Below are 14,921 nucleotides of genomic sequence, written 5' to 3' on the forward strand. Positions count from 1 at the left end.
AATCAAGAACTTTTTGAAAAAACTTTTTATCCCGTCAGAAAAGCGGGAGCACGCTACCCATCAGGGACCGTCCTGTATTTTCATAAACCCTATGCGTCGCGCGGCACGCCACTCGGGTCCTCGCTGCCGCGATGGTATTTGAAGGTGCCGGTCGCGGTTGCGATCACCTCGCCTGCCGCGTTATAGGCCGTGGCTTCGGTAAAGACGATCTTGCGCCCACCGCCCTGTTTGCGTCCTTCAACCCGCACCGTGCCGCCGGTTGCCATCCCGATGAAATTGGTCGTCAGTGACAGGGTCAGCGATTTGCGGACATTCCCCGGAACGGCGCAGTAACAGACGGCACAGCCCGACGCCGTATCCATCAGGGTCGCAATCACGCCCCCATGCAGGATACCCGCACGATTGCGGTGATGATCCCTGATTTCAAGCTCCACCACCGCACGGTCTTCTTCCCATTCAACAACCTGATAGCCCAGATAAGCCTGAAGCCCGCTACCATGCGCCTGTTCCCAGGCAAGATTGTCATTCACTTCACTCATGTCACCGACCTTTGCATTCATCCTGTCTGCCAAGCTATAGCAGATAAATCCAACATTTTGGACCATGCGAGATTGGCAATATATTGTGCGTTGCGATATAAATTAGTCAATTAATATCAATTACTTATATCTATCGTTCTCCAAACAAGAAGGGGATAGCGGTGAAACGAGAATAGTGGGTTCAAACGGCGTCTGGTACATCTGAAATCACCCCAGACGCAAAGGAACCTAACCATGGCAACGCTTGCACTTAAAGACACCACCACCATCGAACGCGAAGTTCGCGTCAACTGGTTTACCAACCTTGTTCATGCTCTTCAGGTCGCCGTGATCATGAAAGCGTCGAAAGCACGCACCCATGATGAACTGATGACCGAATGGAACAATGCATGGCGTCAGGTCGAGGGCTAATTCGCCCTCTCTGCCCCTGCGGGTTTGAGGGTTGGCATCAAAAGATGCTGACAATTCATCGCCCTTGACGGTTTCAACCAAACAACCGAAAACGGTTGAATGCAAAAGTTTGATATCGTCACGATCCGGTTGTTTGTCGCCATTGTGCGCGCCGGAAGCATCAATGAGGCCGCCCGGCGCGAACATATCGCGACATCGGCTGTAAGTCGCCGCATCGGCGAACTTGAAGCCATGCTTGGCGTCAAGCTGCTGCGCCGCCTGCCCCGCGGTGTCGAACCGACGGAAGAAGGGGCTATTTTCGCGCGCTACGGCGAAAAGCTTCTGGGTGATCTTAATCACCTGTCAAACGAGTTGCGCGATTTCAATACCGGCGAAAAGGGCAAGATCTATCTTGCTGCCGTAACCTCGGCAATCCTCACCGGACTGCCTGCTTTTCTGGCCGATTTTCAACGTGATTTCCCCGATGTGACCGTCGATGTCCGTGAACTGACATCGCGCGAGTCATCTGATGCGGTGCGCGAAGGCCGTGCCGATCTGGCGATCATGGCCGATAACGGCCCGTGTCAGGGGTTGTCGAACCACGTCTTTTGCGACGATCCGATCTGGGTCGTGACCCCCAAGGGCCATCCGCTGATCCCCGATCCATCCAACCCGGCCCCGGTTACCTTTGCCGAAGCCGCAAAATACGACATCATTTCACTGCATGAAGGCGGTGTTATCGATGACCTGATCAGCGAGGCCGCGGGCAAACTCCATCACGACATGCATCCGCATATCAAGGTCATGCGTTTTGGATCCTTGCGCCAGATGATCGCCGCCGGACTTGGCATCGGCTTTCTGCGGCAAAGCTCGGTCGCGGGGTATATTGACCACATGAATATTTCCGGCGCACCGATTGCCGATAGCTGGGCCAAACGCCAGTTGCTGATCGTGCATGATGGTGAGGATACCCTGACCAGTTCCGCCAAAATCTTCCGTGACTATCTTCTTAAAAAGGCATCCGGGACCAAGGTCAAACCGGGTCTTGGCTGAACGGGTCGCGTGACCTTAAATCAGGCCTGCGCCACTTTCGACCCGGCTCTTGGCAATCGGGCGATGCAGCCCCTTTGATCGATCAGGCCTCTGGCGCACAAACCTTGCCGCCTCCGCCAGGATCAGGTCAGGCAATTCGGGCCATTCGCCAATCGGGTCGAGTATTTCAATGGCCTCGCCCGGTTGTGCCGCAATCATTTCCGGTAAATCCGTGCAGGCATGCATGCCACCACCTGCGAGCATCGGCACAATCAGCGCATGCTCGCGCGACCCGATTGTTCGCCAGTCTTTCAGCGACGGATCGCCTTCGATATTGCCGATGCAAATCTCGCTTCCGGCACAGAAACCGCCAAGTTCCCTGGCAAATCTGACGGTTTCCGGCAGCGGCTCGGTCAGGGTTTTCAGACCATGCGGCACCAGAAATACCGATGTTTCCGAAGCATCCCAGCCACGCCGCGCCATGGCGGCCTGCACATGGCGGGCAACCGTGGCCGTAAAACCCGGCAGGTTGATTGCAGGCGGCAGGATAACGGCACGATCAAGTCCGGCATCCCGCAAATTGCGCGGCAGTTCCTCAAAAACCAGATAACCTTCGCTGAAAAACAACGGAAACACGATCAGCTCGTCTGCTTCGTGATCGCGCTTCAGCTTTGCCAGTTGATCGGGAACCGATGGTGTGCTGCGCATATAGCCATGGCGTACCGGCCCGGCCCAATGATCCCGCACGGCGTCCGCCAGTGCCGCCGCAGGGTCACCGCCATTGCCGCTGTTACCATGTGACACCATCATCAGGGTCGGCATGCCAAAACTCGTCATATCCATGTACCACCAGGGCCTGATCAAAACCTAATAACTGGTACGTGGACTGCAAGGGTTCGGATTTCCCACCCCTTCTTATTGCACCAGATCCCAGTGCGGCTGACCACCAAAACGGTCATAAATAAAATCGACCAAAAGCCGGATACGCGCCGACAATTGCCGGCTGGGCGGATAAAGCAGATACAGAAACAGTTCCGGCGGACTGTAATCACACAAAACACTGACCAGATTGCCGGTTTGCAAATCCGGCCCGGCAATGAAGGTGGGCAATAAAGCCAAGCCAAGATCAGCAAGTGCCGCATCGCGCAGAACTTCGGCATTGTTGCAGCAAAAAACGCCATTCACCGGCACGGAAACCGGCCCGTCCGGACCATTCATCTTCCAGCTGGAGCCGGCAGGCAGGCTGCCGTAATGCAGACATGGCAAAGTCGCAAGATCACGCGGAGACTTCGGCTCGCCATGTTTGCGAATAAACTCCGGTGAAGCACACAAAACCCGGTTCATCGGAATGATTTCATGATCAATCAGCGCCAGTGTTTCACTCGGCTGGCTGATCCGCACCGTCATGTCATAACCGTCCGCAACCGGGTCGATAAAGCGGTCCGATAGGGCAAGTTCGACCCGGATATCGGGATATTGCCGGGCAAAATCCACCAGTGCAGGCCCCAGATGCAGCGTGCCAAATGACATCGGCGCATTGATGCGCATATCGCCCGACGGCGTTTCGCGGTTTTCGCGAATGGCTTCTTCTGCTTCATGCAAATCGGCAAGAACCGCCTTGGCCCGGTCATAGAAAGCCCGACCGCTTGGCGTGACGGCAACCTGGCGCGTCGTGCGGTTCAAAAGCTGCACCCCCAAATCTTCCTCAAGCGCAATGACCGCCCGATTGACCTGGGACCGCGATTGGCCAATCGCACGCGCCGCTGCGGCAAAACTGCCTTCATCGACAACTTTTACAAAGGTTTGCAAGCTTCCAAGCTTGTCCATCCGAGGGCTCCGCTATGCCTGTATCTGCTTTATTGTCGCTTATTATGCGACAGTATGCACATTATTACGATAATTGTCACTTTTTGCGAAAAGCGTATTCTGGCTCCAACGAACGACATTCAACCGATGGAGACCAACATGATTATCAAGATCGAATCTGCCGACCGTGGCCGCGCCCAGTTTGGCTGGCTTGACTCCCATCACACTTTTTCCTTCGGTCACTATTACGATCCGAAACGGATGGGTTGGGGCCCGCTGCGTGTGATTAACGAAGACCGGGTTATCCCCGGTGCAGGTTTTGATACTCACGGCCACAAGGATATGGAAATCATTTCCTACGTGCTTGATGGCGCGCTTGAACATAAAGACAGCCTTGGTACCGGTTCTGTTATCCGTCCGGGCCGCCTGCAGCGCATGACGGCCGGTACCGGTATCCGCCATTCGGAATACAACCATTCCAAGGAGAAGCCGGTTCATTTCCTGCAGATTTGGGTAATTCCCGAAGCAGCGAACCTCGAACCGGGTTACGAGGAAAAGGAAATCGCACGTTCCGATACAGGTTCGGGCCTGTCACTGATTGGCAGCCGCACCGGCCGGGATGGCTCGATCACCATTCATCAGGATGTTGACCTGTATGTGGCTCATCTGGGTGAAGGGGAAACAGCATCCCATAAAATCGAACCGGGCCGGATTGCGTGGATTCAAGTAGCGCGCGGCATGCTGAGCGTTAATGGCGAAACCCTGAAGGCTGGCGATGGTGCCGCCATCCGGGACGAAGACGAACTGATTTTCAGTGACGCAACCGAAGCTGAAGCTCTTGTTTTTGACATGGTCGCCTGAACCGGTTTGCCGGTCCGATCCTCCGATGGAGAATGAATATGTCGTCCCTTGCAACCGATAAACCACGCCCGATCATCCCGGCCCTTGGCAATTTTTGGGCTGCTTTTGAACCTCTTTCACCCGTGATCGTCCGCGTCGCCACCGGTCTCCTTCTGGTGCCGCACGGTGCCCAGAAACTGTTTGGTGCATTTGGCGGATATGGCCTTGAAGGCACGGCAGGCTGGCTTGAAAGCATCGGCTTTGCCCCGGGCTTCCTGTTTGCCCTTCTGATCGGGCTTCTGGAATTCGCGGGCGGTCTGATGCTGACTGTGGGCCTTCTGACCCGTCCGGTTGCTGCAGTTGTCATTGCCTTCATGGCGGTGGCTACCACCATCCATCTGCCGAACGGATATGCGTGGAACAATGCCGGGTTTGAAATGCCGGTCTTCTGGGGGCTGATGGCGCTTTCAGTGCTGATCCGCGGCGGTGGAAAGTTCTCGGTTGATCGCAAGATCGGTATCGAATTCTGATCGCGGATTTTTTCTTCCCTCTCATCTTTTCTTGCAACTACGGGCTGCCCAACCGGCAGCCCGTTTTTTTGACGAGGAGAGCCTATCCTCAGGAAATCCTGGTCTGCAACCTCTATGGATTTCACATACCAGTTTTCATAATCCCGGCATCAGCACCCCGGGGCTAAAACCTGTCCCCCTAGTCATTCACCAACCGAAACCGCACAGAAAAGATCGCCCCGCTGTGACCGTCCGGTTCATCCAGACGAATCCGTGTATCGTGACGCAAGGCAATTTCGCGCACAATCGAAAGGCCAAGACCACATCCGTCCTCGCCACCGCCCGCAACACGGTAGAACCGATCAAAGACATGTTTGCGATGTTCAAGGGGAATCCCCGGCCCATCGTCCTCGACCGTCAGTTTGACGAACGGTACATCGTTCGCCTCGGGCATTAACCGCACCGTAACCGAACTGTCTCTCGGACAATAGCTCAGAGCATTATCAATGAGGTTTTTCAGCAGTTCCTCGATCAGAGTGGCATCGCCCATGATCGGCACCTTCCCGTCGATGCCCTCATATCCCAGATCAATGCCACGTTCGATGGCTATCGGCACCTTGGCACCAGTAACCGAACGTGTAATTTCACCAAGATCAATCCGCACAAAGGGTCGCCCTGCCAATCCTTCGGGTGCCGCACGGGCGGATGCCAGCAACTGGTTGGCCAGATGCGATGTCTGGCGCGTCGAAGCTGCCAGCTTTTCCATCACATCATGCAGTTTTCCCGGATCCTTTTCGCGCAGACCCAACTCTGCCTGCGTCCGCAATGCTGCCAACGGTGTCCGTAACTGGTGGGCTGCATCTGCCGTAAAACGCTGCATGGTCGAAAGCGTATTTTCGAGCCGTTTCAGCAAATGGTTGATCGCACCGACAAGATGACGCACTTCTGTCGGGACATCATGCTGGATCGGTCGCAAATCCGAGGGTGATCGCCGATTAAGCGCTTCTTCAAGACGCGCAAGCGGTTTAAGCCCCTGCCCGATCCCGAACCATACGATCAGGGCCGCAATCAGAATCAAACCGAACTGCCGAACCGCAGCACGGGCCAGAATATCCTCGCTCAGACTTTCACGCGTTCCGGTCGTTTCAGCCACCAGCACATGAAAACGCGTCGCCATCCGTGCACTGGCAACATAACGTGACAAAGCTCCGATACGCACCGGTTCACCATTATACTCCGCGTCGTAAAACACCGGTTCTTCCAGAAGCGGCATCAGTTTTTCGGGCACCGGCGGCAATTCTTCGTAGCCGGTGATGAATTCGCCCTGTGCAGTACTGACCTGATAAAAAACGCGGTCCTGCGATGCACTTGTCAGCATTTCAAGCGCGACATAGGGCACATCGACCTCAATCTGTCCGCCGATCAGAACGACACGATCAGCAATCGCCAGCGCCGAACTTAATAATGCACGATCAAATGCCTGATTGGCCGAATGCACCGCATTGCTGCGCACTTCAAACAGCATCAACGAACTGATCAGAAGCAACGGGATGAGAAGCCAGATCAGCAAACGCCGACGAAGGGATGCGTTGCGCCATTTCATGTTTTTTTCAACAAATAGCCAAGACCACGAACCGTCTGGATTTTGACATCCGCCGTTTCAACACGTTTGCGCAACCGACTGATGTAAAGTTCGACTGCATTGGCACTGATATCATCCTCGAACCCGGCCAATTGATCGGTGATCTGCTCCTTGGACAATACATGCCCAAGCCGCAATAGCAGAATTTCAAGAATGTTCAGTTCGCGGCGCGGAATTTCAATATCCTGACCATCGATCATGGCACGGCGCGCAACCGTGTCATATGTCAAACGGCCACAGGTAATCCGGGTATTGTGGGTTCCGGCATGGCGACGCATCAAGGCGCGTACACGTGCCTCAAGCTCGACCAGCTCAAACGGTTTTGCCAGATAATCATCGGCACCAAGATCAAGCCCCCGCACCCGGTCATCTATATCGTTGCGTGCTGTCAGGATCAGGACCGCACTTTCCGATCCGCGATGGCGCAACCGGCGCAGAATTTCAAGCCCGTCCATTCGTGGAAGATTAAGATCAAGAACGACAAGACCATATTCCTGCGTACGCAGGATTTCATCGGCTTCTTCCCCGTCGGAAATCACGTCAACCGCATAGCCCGCCTGCTGCAAAGAGCGGGCGATGCCATCGGCAAGTGCGGCATGATCTTCTACGACAAGGACTCTCATTGTGTCGGGTTCGGTCCCCTGTTAAACCAGCATGGTCTGGTGCATATTGACCCAAGCACATGAATTTTCCAGATTTTGCCGGATCGTGAAAGCCCCGATCACGATCATCCGGCAATAAGTTCTGCGAATGACCGGTTGATGAGGGCCTGTAAGCGATGACCTTGCGCAGTACTATCATTTTTGCTGTTTTCTGCGCAGCAATTTTCACTGTTCTGCCTGCGTCTGCCGAATTGTTTGTCTTTCCGGCTCCGCGCAGCACAACACCAGGTAACCCGGAACAAACCATGCTTTCGGAAAACGAAGCTGTGGTTATTTATGGTTCGGCCGATATCGAGGCTTTCAGACCAGCCATCGAAGGTTTTCAGCAGAGCAACCCGAATATACGTGTCGAGTATCATCAGCTTCAAACACTGGAAATGTATGATCGCACAATCGCCGAACGCGAAGCTGGCGAACCCAATGCCGATATCGTCATCAGTTCGTCAATGGATTTGCAGATGAAGCTCGCCAATGACGGTTACGCCTTCTCGCATCAAAGCGATGAAACCCGCGCATTACCCAACTGGGCACGCTGGCGGAACGAAGCCTTTGCAGTAACACAGGAACCGGCTGTAATTGCCTATAACCGGCAATTTTTCAGGGAAAACAATCTTGAGCCACCCCGAACCCGCAATCAGGTTATCCGGCTGCTAATTGAACATGACGATCTGATGAGCGAAAAGATCACGACCTACGATATCGAACGCAGCGGGGTCGGTTTCCTGTTTCTGGCCCGTGACGAACGCTATTTTTCAGGTATCTGGGATTTTGTGCGTGCCTTGGGTCAGGCAAAGGTAAAGCTTTATTCAAATACGTCGCCAATGCTTGAAAAGATAGCGAGCGGACAGGTGGCGCTGGGCTATAATCTTCTGGGATCATATGCCGAAACCTTCAGCCACCGAAATCCCAATCTTGGCGTCATCCTGCCGGATGATTTTATTGTGGTTTATTCGCGGATCGCCATCATTCCGCGCGGCGCGCGCAACCCGGAACTCGGCGGGCGGTTCCTTGATTATATCCTGTCGATCGAAGGCCAAAGCATTCTGCAGGATGAAGGCAATTTCAATCCGGTGCGCCCAGATGTCCCGCCCAGTCCGTTTTCGTCGCTGATTTTTGACCGTTACGGGGAACGGGTTCGGTCTTTCCCCGTGGGGCCGGGGCTTCTGGTTTATCTGGATCAGGCGAAACGCCAGCGGTTTTTAAGCCGCTGGCAAGATGCACTGCTTAATCGTCGCTAAGTTCCGATGGCACCGGGCGACGTTCCGGTCCGTCATAATTCCAGATCAGGCGACGCGGGATTGGACCTTTGTTACGCCCCCCCTGATTGGTTTGCTCCCACGCGTGGGCCAGGATCCCGACCGACCGTGACAAACAGAACAAACCGCGCGCCAGCGGTGCGGCAAAGCCAAGCTCGGCATAGATCACGGCGGTTGCACCATCGATATTCATCGGGATGCGTTTACCCTTCCGTTCCAGAAGGGTTTCCTCGATCTGGCTGGCAATTTTGCCAAACCGGCCAGAGACGATGCCATCACTCGCAGCCTCTGAAACAAGCGACAATAATCTTGGTGCCCTTGGATCAAGCGGATGGAAGCGATGCCCGAAACCCGGAATATGCTTGCCATGTTCGGCAATCTGGTGATCCAGCCCGGCAGCGGTCGCATCAGCCAGATTTTCGCCCCCATCCATGCGTGCGGCAATATCGTGATAAAGGGCAACCGCCTGTTCACCCGCACCACCGTGAACATCCCCCAACACATTAACCGCACTTGCCATCGCATTGTTCAGACCAATTCCACAGGTCGCAGCCATGCGGGCAATTGCAATGCTCGGTGCTTGCGGCCCATGATCGACAGCCGCGACGAGGGCCGCCTCAAGCAATGCGGCCTGTCCTTTTGATGGCAATTCGCCACGCGTCATCAACCAGATCATCCCGGCAAAGCTGATATTGCCAATCAGATCCTGAATGGGATAACCGCTATAATGGATTTTGCCCGGCTCCATATCGATGATGGATGTTTTCCACCAGTCACTGACTTCGTTTTCGATATCTTTTGCGGTTTTATCGCTCATAAAACGCCCTCGGCTTTCAGGGTGGCGACCTCGTCGGCAGATATGCCAAGACCGGCCAGAATGGTTTCATTGTCCTGCCCAAGAACAGGTGGCGGTGCGTCGACCGACGGCGCATCTCCGTTCATCTTGATACCGGTACGCAGAATTCGGATATCCCGTTCGGCACCCGGCACATCAGCAAAATCAGCAAGCATCCCGCGATCCGCAATTTGCGGCAGCGAAAGGGCCTGTGGCACAGACAAAACCGCGCCTGCCGGCACACCAACGGCGTTGAATTTGGAAACCCAATGATCAGTTGATCGGGTGACAAGCACTGCTTCAAGCAGATCGCTCAATTCCCGGCGATGCGACAGGCGTTCCGTGCGAGTGATAAAACGGCGATCAGCTTTAAGTTCCAATAGTTCCAGAACGTCGCAGACCGCCTCAAATTGTTCCTGTTTGTTAGCAGCGATATTGATTTTACCGTCCTGCGTGCGGAATGTCCCCGATGGCGACGAGGTGAAATTGTCATTACCATTCGCAGTCGGCTGTTTGCCCGCGATCAGGAAGTTCGACACCACCCACCCCATCGTGGCAATTACGGATTCCAGCATCGATATGTCGATAAAGCTGCCTTTGCCCCCGTTGCGGCCCAATGCACGCCCGGCAAGCGCTGCAGTGATCGCATAGGCCGCTGTCAGACCACCGATGGTATCGGCCATCGGGTATCCCACACGGTAGGTTTCCCGATCTTCTTCGCCGGTGATCGTCATAATGCCCGAAAGCCCCTGCACGATCTGGTCATAGGCCGGCAGCTTTTTCATCGGACCGGTTTGTCCGAACCCGGAAATCGCGCAATAGACCAGTGCCGGATTAACCTTGGACAGCACGTCATAACCAAGTTCAAGACGATCCATCACGCCGGGTCGAAAGTTTTCCACGACCACATCTGCCGTCGCGACCAGTTTTTTCAGAATGTCCTTACCGCGCGGGTCTTTGAGGTTCAGCGTCACGGATCGTTTTCCGGCATTTTGCGCCATAAACGAAACCCCCATCAGCTTTTCATTCAGCCCCTGATCCGCACCCAGTTGGCGGGCAAGGTCACCACGCCCGGGCGCCTCGACCTTTATGACATCGGCACCGAGATGCGCCAGTTGATGGCAGCAAAACGGCCCTGCCAGTACGTTGGTCAGGTCCAGAACGGTAATTCCGGCGAGTGGTTTGGTCGTATCCATGACATTTCCTTAAATTCTGTCTGATAGAATTTAATTCCATTATATAGAATTTCCTGATAACGTAAAACGCTCAAAATCGAGCCAGAGCTCTTCACGACCAGCAAGATTTGGAAATGTCATGTCAGAACAAAATGTTAGTGCCGTCGAACGTGCCCTGATCATTCTCGATGCCTTTACCGATCAGGATCGCGATCTGTCGCTTAAGGATCTGTCGGAGCGGACAGGAATGTATAAAAGCACCCTTTCAAGACTGGCCGGAACATTGGAGTCTCGTGGATTTCTGGCAATCTCGGGGCGCGGTCGCTATCGACTTGGCCCTGCATTGTGGCGATTAGGATCAATCTATCGCCGGTCATTTCGAATGGATGATGCCGTACGTCCGCATTTGGCCGCACTGGTAAGGGACAGCGGGGAAACGGCCTCTTTTTATATTGCAGAAGGCACAAATCGCCTGTGCCTTTTCAGGGAAAATTCACCAAGCAGCCTTCGTCACCATCTGGAAGAAGGTGCAATTCTTCCGGTTGACCGTGGTGCAGCCGGGCATGTCATCCGGGCCTGGGGAGAAGGTGTTGATGATCGTGCAATCGAGGTGCTTGATGCAGGATTTGCTGAAAGCGAAGGCGAACGCGACCCGGATATATCGGCAATCGCCGTCCCTGTTCTCGACCACCAAAGACGCCTTTTGGGAGTGATCGCCCTATCGGGACCACGCAGCCGGTTCGATGGCGCAAGACGCAAGAATGCCCTGATTTCCCTGAGAAAACATGCCATTGAATGCGGCTCGATCCTATCGGCATGACTTTCAAACGACGATAGTCTTTGCCGCCTTATCATAAATGCTGTGAATTTTTTTCACCCTGTTTCACGCGATGACAGGTTGGTGACAGGTTTGCCTGCTACCGTCTCCCGGCTGCCGATCCGCCAGGTCGCATGACCTAGCTTAAGGATAATCAAAAAGGATTATCGGCAAGGGAGGCCTTTCGCTGTTTGTTGTCATGGGGTACCGGCATGTTGCCGGAATGCAGGCACAGCCAGACCTTCGTTGCAGATATCTTGTCCTGAACGAATCGGCCTGCCGCCATTCGGCGGCTCAGGAAAGGTTTTTGTGTCTGGAGGAGACGACATAATGAAGAAGCTGACGATGTTTTCGCGTCGCGGATTTCTCGCAACAGCAGCAGCTGTTGCGGTTTCAACTGCTGCATTTGGTGCCTTTGATGCCAAAGCACAGGAATTTAACGATATTCACTTGATCGTTCCGGGTGGTGCCGGCGGCGGTTGGGACAGCACCGCGCGTGGTACCGGTGAAGCCCTGACCAAATCCGGTCTGGTTGGCACTGCGTCCTATGAGAACCTGTCGGGTGGCGGCGGCGGTAAAGCCATTGCCTATATGATCGAGGCCGCTGATCGCCTTGATAACACCCTGATGGTCAATTCGACACCGATCATCGTTCGCTCGCTGACCGGTGTGTTTCCGCAGTCGTTCCGTGACCTGACCCCTATTGCCGGTGTTGTCGCAGAATATGCTGCCTTCGGTGTTCCGGCCGACAGCCCCTATAAATCCTTCACCGATGTCGTCGAAGCAATCAAAGCCGATCCGAATGCTGTGAAGTTCGGGGGTGGTTCGGTTCGTGGCGGTATGGATCATATCGTAGCCGCCTACGCCGTTCAGAAGGGCGGCGGCGATGCCAAACAGGTGAAATACATCCCGTATGATGCCGGTGGCAAAGCAATTGCCGGCCTTTTGTCGGGTGAAACCGAAGTCATTTCGACCGGTCTTGGTGAACTGCTTGAACTGCATAAGGCAGGTCAGATCCGCATCCTCGCCGTGACCTCGACCGAACGCATCGAAGCAGCTCCGGACGTTCCGTCGCTGGGCGAACTTGGTATTGATGCAGAATTCGTCAACTGGCGTGGTTATTTCGGCTCCCCTGCACTTCCTGCCGAAAAAGCAGATGCCTATGCCAAGCTGTTGAAAGACCTGCAGGCAACCGAAGAATGGGAAACCGTTCGCAAGCGTAACGGCTGGGAAAAATTCTATAAGCCGCGCGCCGAATTCTCCACCTTCATGGAGAATCAGGAAAAAATGGTTGGCGACCTGATGCGCGAACTTGGCTTCCTGAAATAAGCCACTCGACCTGCAATAAAAAAGATCTCTGAAGGAAACCACGCCATGTCCATCAATCGTGACAAATTCGGCGCGCTGCTCTTTTTGTGCCTTGCGCTGATCTATGGCTACTACGTCAGCGATATTCCTCTTCTCTTCGGTGACGAAGATGCCCCGTTCAATGCCCAGACACTCCCCAATGCACTTGCCTGGGTATTGGGCGTGGTTTCCTTTATCCAGCTTGTAATGCCTGCCCGCGAAGAAGCGGGCAGCCTTTCAGCAGCCTTTCAGGGTCTGAAATGGCGCAGGGTTATTCTGCTTGCTGGCATGATGATTTTTTACGGCCTGACCATTCGATATCTCGGCTTCCTGATCTCGACGATCATTTTCCTGTCATGCGGCTTTGCTATTCTGGGAGAACGCCGGATCAAGGTCCTGCTTGGGGCATCCATTCCAATCGTCGTCGCATTCTGGTTCCTGCTGTCCCAACTGATGGGCATCTATCTGGCACCGGGTGATATTTTCGAGTTGCTGGGCTAAGGCGAACAAAAATGCTTGATGGAATTCTATCTGGTCTCTCGACCGCTGTGATGCCGATCAACCTTGTCATGGTTGTCGTCGGCTGTTTTGCCGGTACCTTTATCGGCATGTTGCCAGGCCTCGGGCCGATCACCGCAATTGCGCTGATGATCCCGATCACCTATGGCTTTGATCCGTCAACCGGCCTGATCCTGATGGCAGGTGTGTATTACGGTGCCATCTTTGGCGGCTCGACCTCGTCGATCCTGATCAACGCACCCGGCGTTGCCGGAACCGTGGCCACGGCTTTTGACGGTTATCCGATGGCCCAGAAAGGCCAGGCTGGCAAAGCACTTGCCATTGCAGCCTATTCTTCTTTCTCCGGCGGTACGATTGCCGCAATCTTCCTGCTGATTGCCGCGCCGATGCTGGCCTCGGTGTCCCTTTCGTTCCAGTCGGCCGACTATTTTGCCCTGATGGTGCTGGGTTTGACGGCGGTTTCAGCCTTTGCCGGCAAAGGGCAGGTGCTGAAGGCGATTACCATGACGCTGTTTGGCATCATGATTTCAACCATCGGGACCGATCCGGCAGCCGGTGTCGCCCGATTTACATTCGGCAGCATGGATCTTGTTGACGGTATCAGCTTCCTGTTGCTGGCCATGTCGACCTTTGCCCTGTCGGAAGCCCTGTTAACCATCCTGCGTCCGACCAAGGACACGAGGAGTGATGAACAAAAGGCGCTTAAAAATCTTGGCTCGATGAAACTCAGCAAGGAAGAGGTCAAAACCATTGTTCCGGTAATTGGCCGTTCATCCATTCTGGGCTTCTTTACCGGCGTGCTGCCCGGTGCCGGTGCGACCATTGCGTCCTTCCTGGCCTACGGGATGGAACGCAATCTTGCCTCGGCCAAGGAAAAGCTTAAGTTTGGCAAAGGTTCCATCCGCGGGTTGGCTGCCCCCGAAACCGCGAACAATGCTGCGTGCTCGGGTTCGTTCGTACCGCTTCTGACCCTTGGTATTCCGGGTTCGGGAACGACGGCCGTGATGATGGGTGCCCTGATTTCCTATGGTGTACAGCCGGGACCTCGTCTGTTTGTCGAACAGCCCGACGTTTTCTGGTCGGTCATCATTTCGATGTATATCGGCAACATTGTTCTGCTGGTGCTGAACCTGCCGCTAATCCCTTATATCTCGCGCTTGCTGGCCCTGCCGCAGCAGTTACTCGTCCCGTTCGTTCTGTTCTTCTCGCTGATCGGTGTCTATCTGGTGACGTTTAACACCATGGATATTCACATGATGGTTCTGGCTGCGGCGATCGCCATTGGCCTGCGTCTTTTGAACTATCCGATGGCGCCAATGCTGCTGGGCTTCATCCTTGGCGAGATGATGGAAGAAAACCTGCGTCGTGCACTGATGATTAGCGATGGTTCGATTTCCTTCCTTTGGGAACGTCCGATCACGCTGGTAATCCTGCTGATCAGCATTGCCTTCCTGCTTGCACCGCTTATCGGGAACACCCGCCAGTGGCTGCGCAATCGCAAGGCTGTTCCCAACGACGGTGAAATGTAAGACCACAACAGTCTTCGACGCGA

16 protein-coding genes are annotated in these 14,921 nt (G+C 54.5%); 9 read left to right on the top strand and 7 right to left on the bottom strand.

Translation table 11 applies throughout. The annotated features are described in order from the left end of the window. Positions 1–89: 89 nt before the first annotated feature. Complete coding sequence (locus tag LG297_RS19600) at positions 90–539, bottom strand: PaaI family thioesterase (protein WP_404423288.1); 450 nt, start codon at positions 537–539, stop codon at positions 90–92. Between the two features lie 234 nt (positions 540–773). Here LG297_RS19600 and LG297_RS19605 point away from each other — a divergent pair, with 234 nt between their 5' ends. Together LG297_RS19605 and LG297_RS19610 are read left to right on the top strand one after the other, a co-directional pair. Beyond that, the gene (locus LG297_RS19605) at positions 774–950 is read left to right on the top strand and encodes a hypothetical protein (RefSeq protein WP_156484574.1); all 177 of its coding nucleotides are present in this window, start codon (positions 774–776) and stop codon (positions 948–950) included. A gap of 99 nt (positions 951–1,049) precedes the next feature. Then, a complete protein-coding gene (locus tag LG297_RS19610) occupies positions 1,050–1,982 on the top strand; it encodes a LysR family transcriptional regulator (protein ID WP_404423291.1) in 933 nt (310 codons plus the stop codon). Between the two features lie 15 nt (positions 1,983–1,997). Here the strand turns inward: LG297_RS19610 and LG297_RS19615 are convergent, their stop codons facing one another. Continuing rightward, positions 1,998–2,798, bottom strand: coding sequence for a sirohydrochlorin chelatase (locus LG297_RS19615; RefSeq protein WP_404423293.1), 801 nt, complete (start codon positions 2,796–2,798; stop codon positions 1,998–2,000). 78 nt (positions 2,799–2,876) lie between these two features. Further along, positions 2,877–3,788 carry a LysR substrate-binding domain-containing protein gene (locus LG297_RS19620; RefSeq protein ID WP_404423295.1) on the bottom strand — a complete coding sequence of 304 codons (912 nt, stop codon included), beginning with the start codon at positions 3,786–3,788 and terminating at the stop codon, positions 2,877–2,879. Between the two features lie 138 nt (positions 3,789–3,926). Between LG297_RS19620 and LG297_RS19625 the strand changes: the two genes are divergently transcribed. After that, positions 3,927–4,628, top strand: a complete 702-nt coding sequence (locus LG297_RS19625; RefSeq protein WP_404423297.1) for a pirin family protein — start codon at positions 3,927–3,929, stop codon at positions 4,626–4,628. 38 nt (positions 4,629–4,666) lie between these two features. Continuing rightward, a complete protein-coding gene (locus LG297_RS19630; protein WP_404423299.1) occupies positions 4,667–5,137 on the top strand; it encodes a DoxX family protein in 471 nt (156 codons plus the stop codon). A 178-nt stretch (positions 5,138–5,315) separates the two neighbouring features. Here the strand turns inward: LG297_RS19630 and LG297_RS19635 are convergent, their stop codons facing one another. Together LG297_RS19635 and LG297_RS19640 are read right to left on the bottom strand one after the other, a co-directional pair. Beyond that, positions 5,316–6,719: a sensor histidine kinase gene (locus LG297_RS19635; protein ID WP_404423301.1), complete on the bottom strand. Its 1,404-nt coding sequence runs from the start codon at positions 6,717–6,719 to the stop codon at positions 5,316–5,318. Next, a complete protein-coding gene (locus LG297_RS19640; RefSeq protein WP_404423303.1) occupies positions 6,716–7,381 on the bottom strand; it encodes a response regulator in 666 nt (221 codons plus the stop codon). Before LG297_RS19640 ends, LG297_RS19635 begins: the two co-directional genes overlap by 4 nt. A gap of 284 nt (positions 7,382–7,665) precedes the next feature. On the opposite strand from LG297_RS19640, the gene LG297_RS19645 reads away from it, so the two are divergent. After that, positions 7,666–8,658 carry an ABC transporter substrate-binding protein gene (locus tag LG297_RS19645; RefSeq protein ID WP_404423305.1) on the top strand — a complete coding sequence of 331 codons (993 nt, stop codon included), beginning with the start codon at positions 7,666–7,668 and terminating at the stop codon, positions 8,656–8,658. Here LG297_RS19645 and LG297_RS19650 read toward each other — a convergent pair. Together LG297_RS19650 and LG297_RS19655 are read right to left on the bottom strand one after the other, a co-directional pair. Next, entirely contained in the window at positions 8,645–9,493 is an 849-nt protein-coding gene (locus LG297_RS19650) for a citryl-CoA lyase (RefSeq protein ID WP_404423307.1), read from the bottom strand. The genes LG297_RS19645 and LG297_RS19650 overlap by 14 nt on opposite strands. Beyond that, a complete protein-coding gene (locus LG297_RS19655) occupies positions 9,490–10,707 on the bottom strand; it encodes a CaiB/BaiF CoA transferase family protein (protein WP_404423309.1) in 1,218 nt (405 codons plus the stop codon). The genes LG297_RS19650 and LG297_RS19655 overlap by 4 nt, the downstream gene beginning before the upstream one ends. A gap of 118 nt (positions 10,708–10,825) precedes the next feature. On the opposite strand from LG297_RS19655, the gene LG297_RS19660 reads away from it, so the two are divergent. The 4 genes from LG297_RS19660 (at position 10,826) to LG297_RS19675 (ending at position 14,898) form a co-directional block, all read left to right on the top strand. Continuing rightward, complete coding sequence (locus LG297_RS19660) at positions 10,826–11,506, top strand: IclR family transcriptional regulator (RefSeq protein ID WP_404423311.1); 681 nt, start codon at positions 10,826–10,828, stop codon at positions 11,504–11,506. Positions 11,507–11,833: 327 nt separating this feature from the next. Next, a complete protein-coding gene (locus tag LG297_RS19665) occupies positions 11,834–12,832 on the top strand; it encodes a tripartite tricarboxylate transporter substrate binding protein (protein WP_404423313.1) in 999 nt (332 codons plus the stop codon). A gap of 45 nt (positions 12,833–12,877) precedes the next feature. After that, positions 12,878–13,351 (top strand): tripartite tricarboxylate transporter TctB family protein, encoded by a 474-nt coding sequence (locus tag LG297_RS19670; protein ID WP_404423315.1) that lies wholly within the window; start codon positions 12,878–12,880, stop codon positions 13,349–13,351. Between the two features lie 11 nt (positions 13,352–13,362). Next, the gene (locus tag LG297_RS19675; protein ID WP_404423317.1) at positions 13,363–14,898 is read left to right on the top strand and encodes a tripartite tricarboxylate transporter permease; all 1,536 of its coding nucleotides are present in this window, start codon (positions 13,363–13,365) and stop codon (positions 14,896–14,898) included. The last annotated feature ends 23 nt before the right edge of the window (positions 14,899–14,921 follow it).

The sequence above is a fragment of the Thalassospira australica genome (genome assembly GCF_044790785.1).
GTDB classification, from domain to species: Bacteria; Pseudomonadota; Alphaproteobacteria; order Rhodospirillales; family Thalassospiraceae; genus Thalassospira; species Thalassospira australica_A.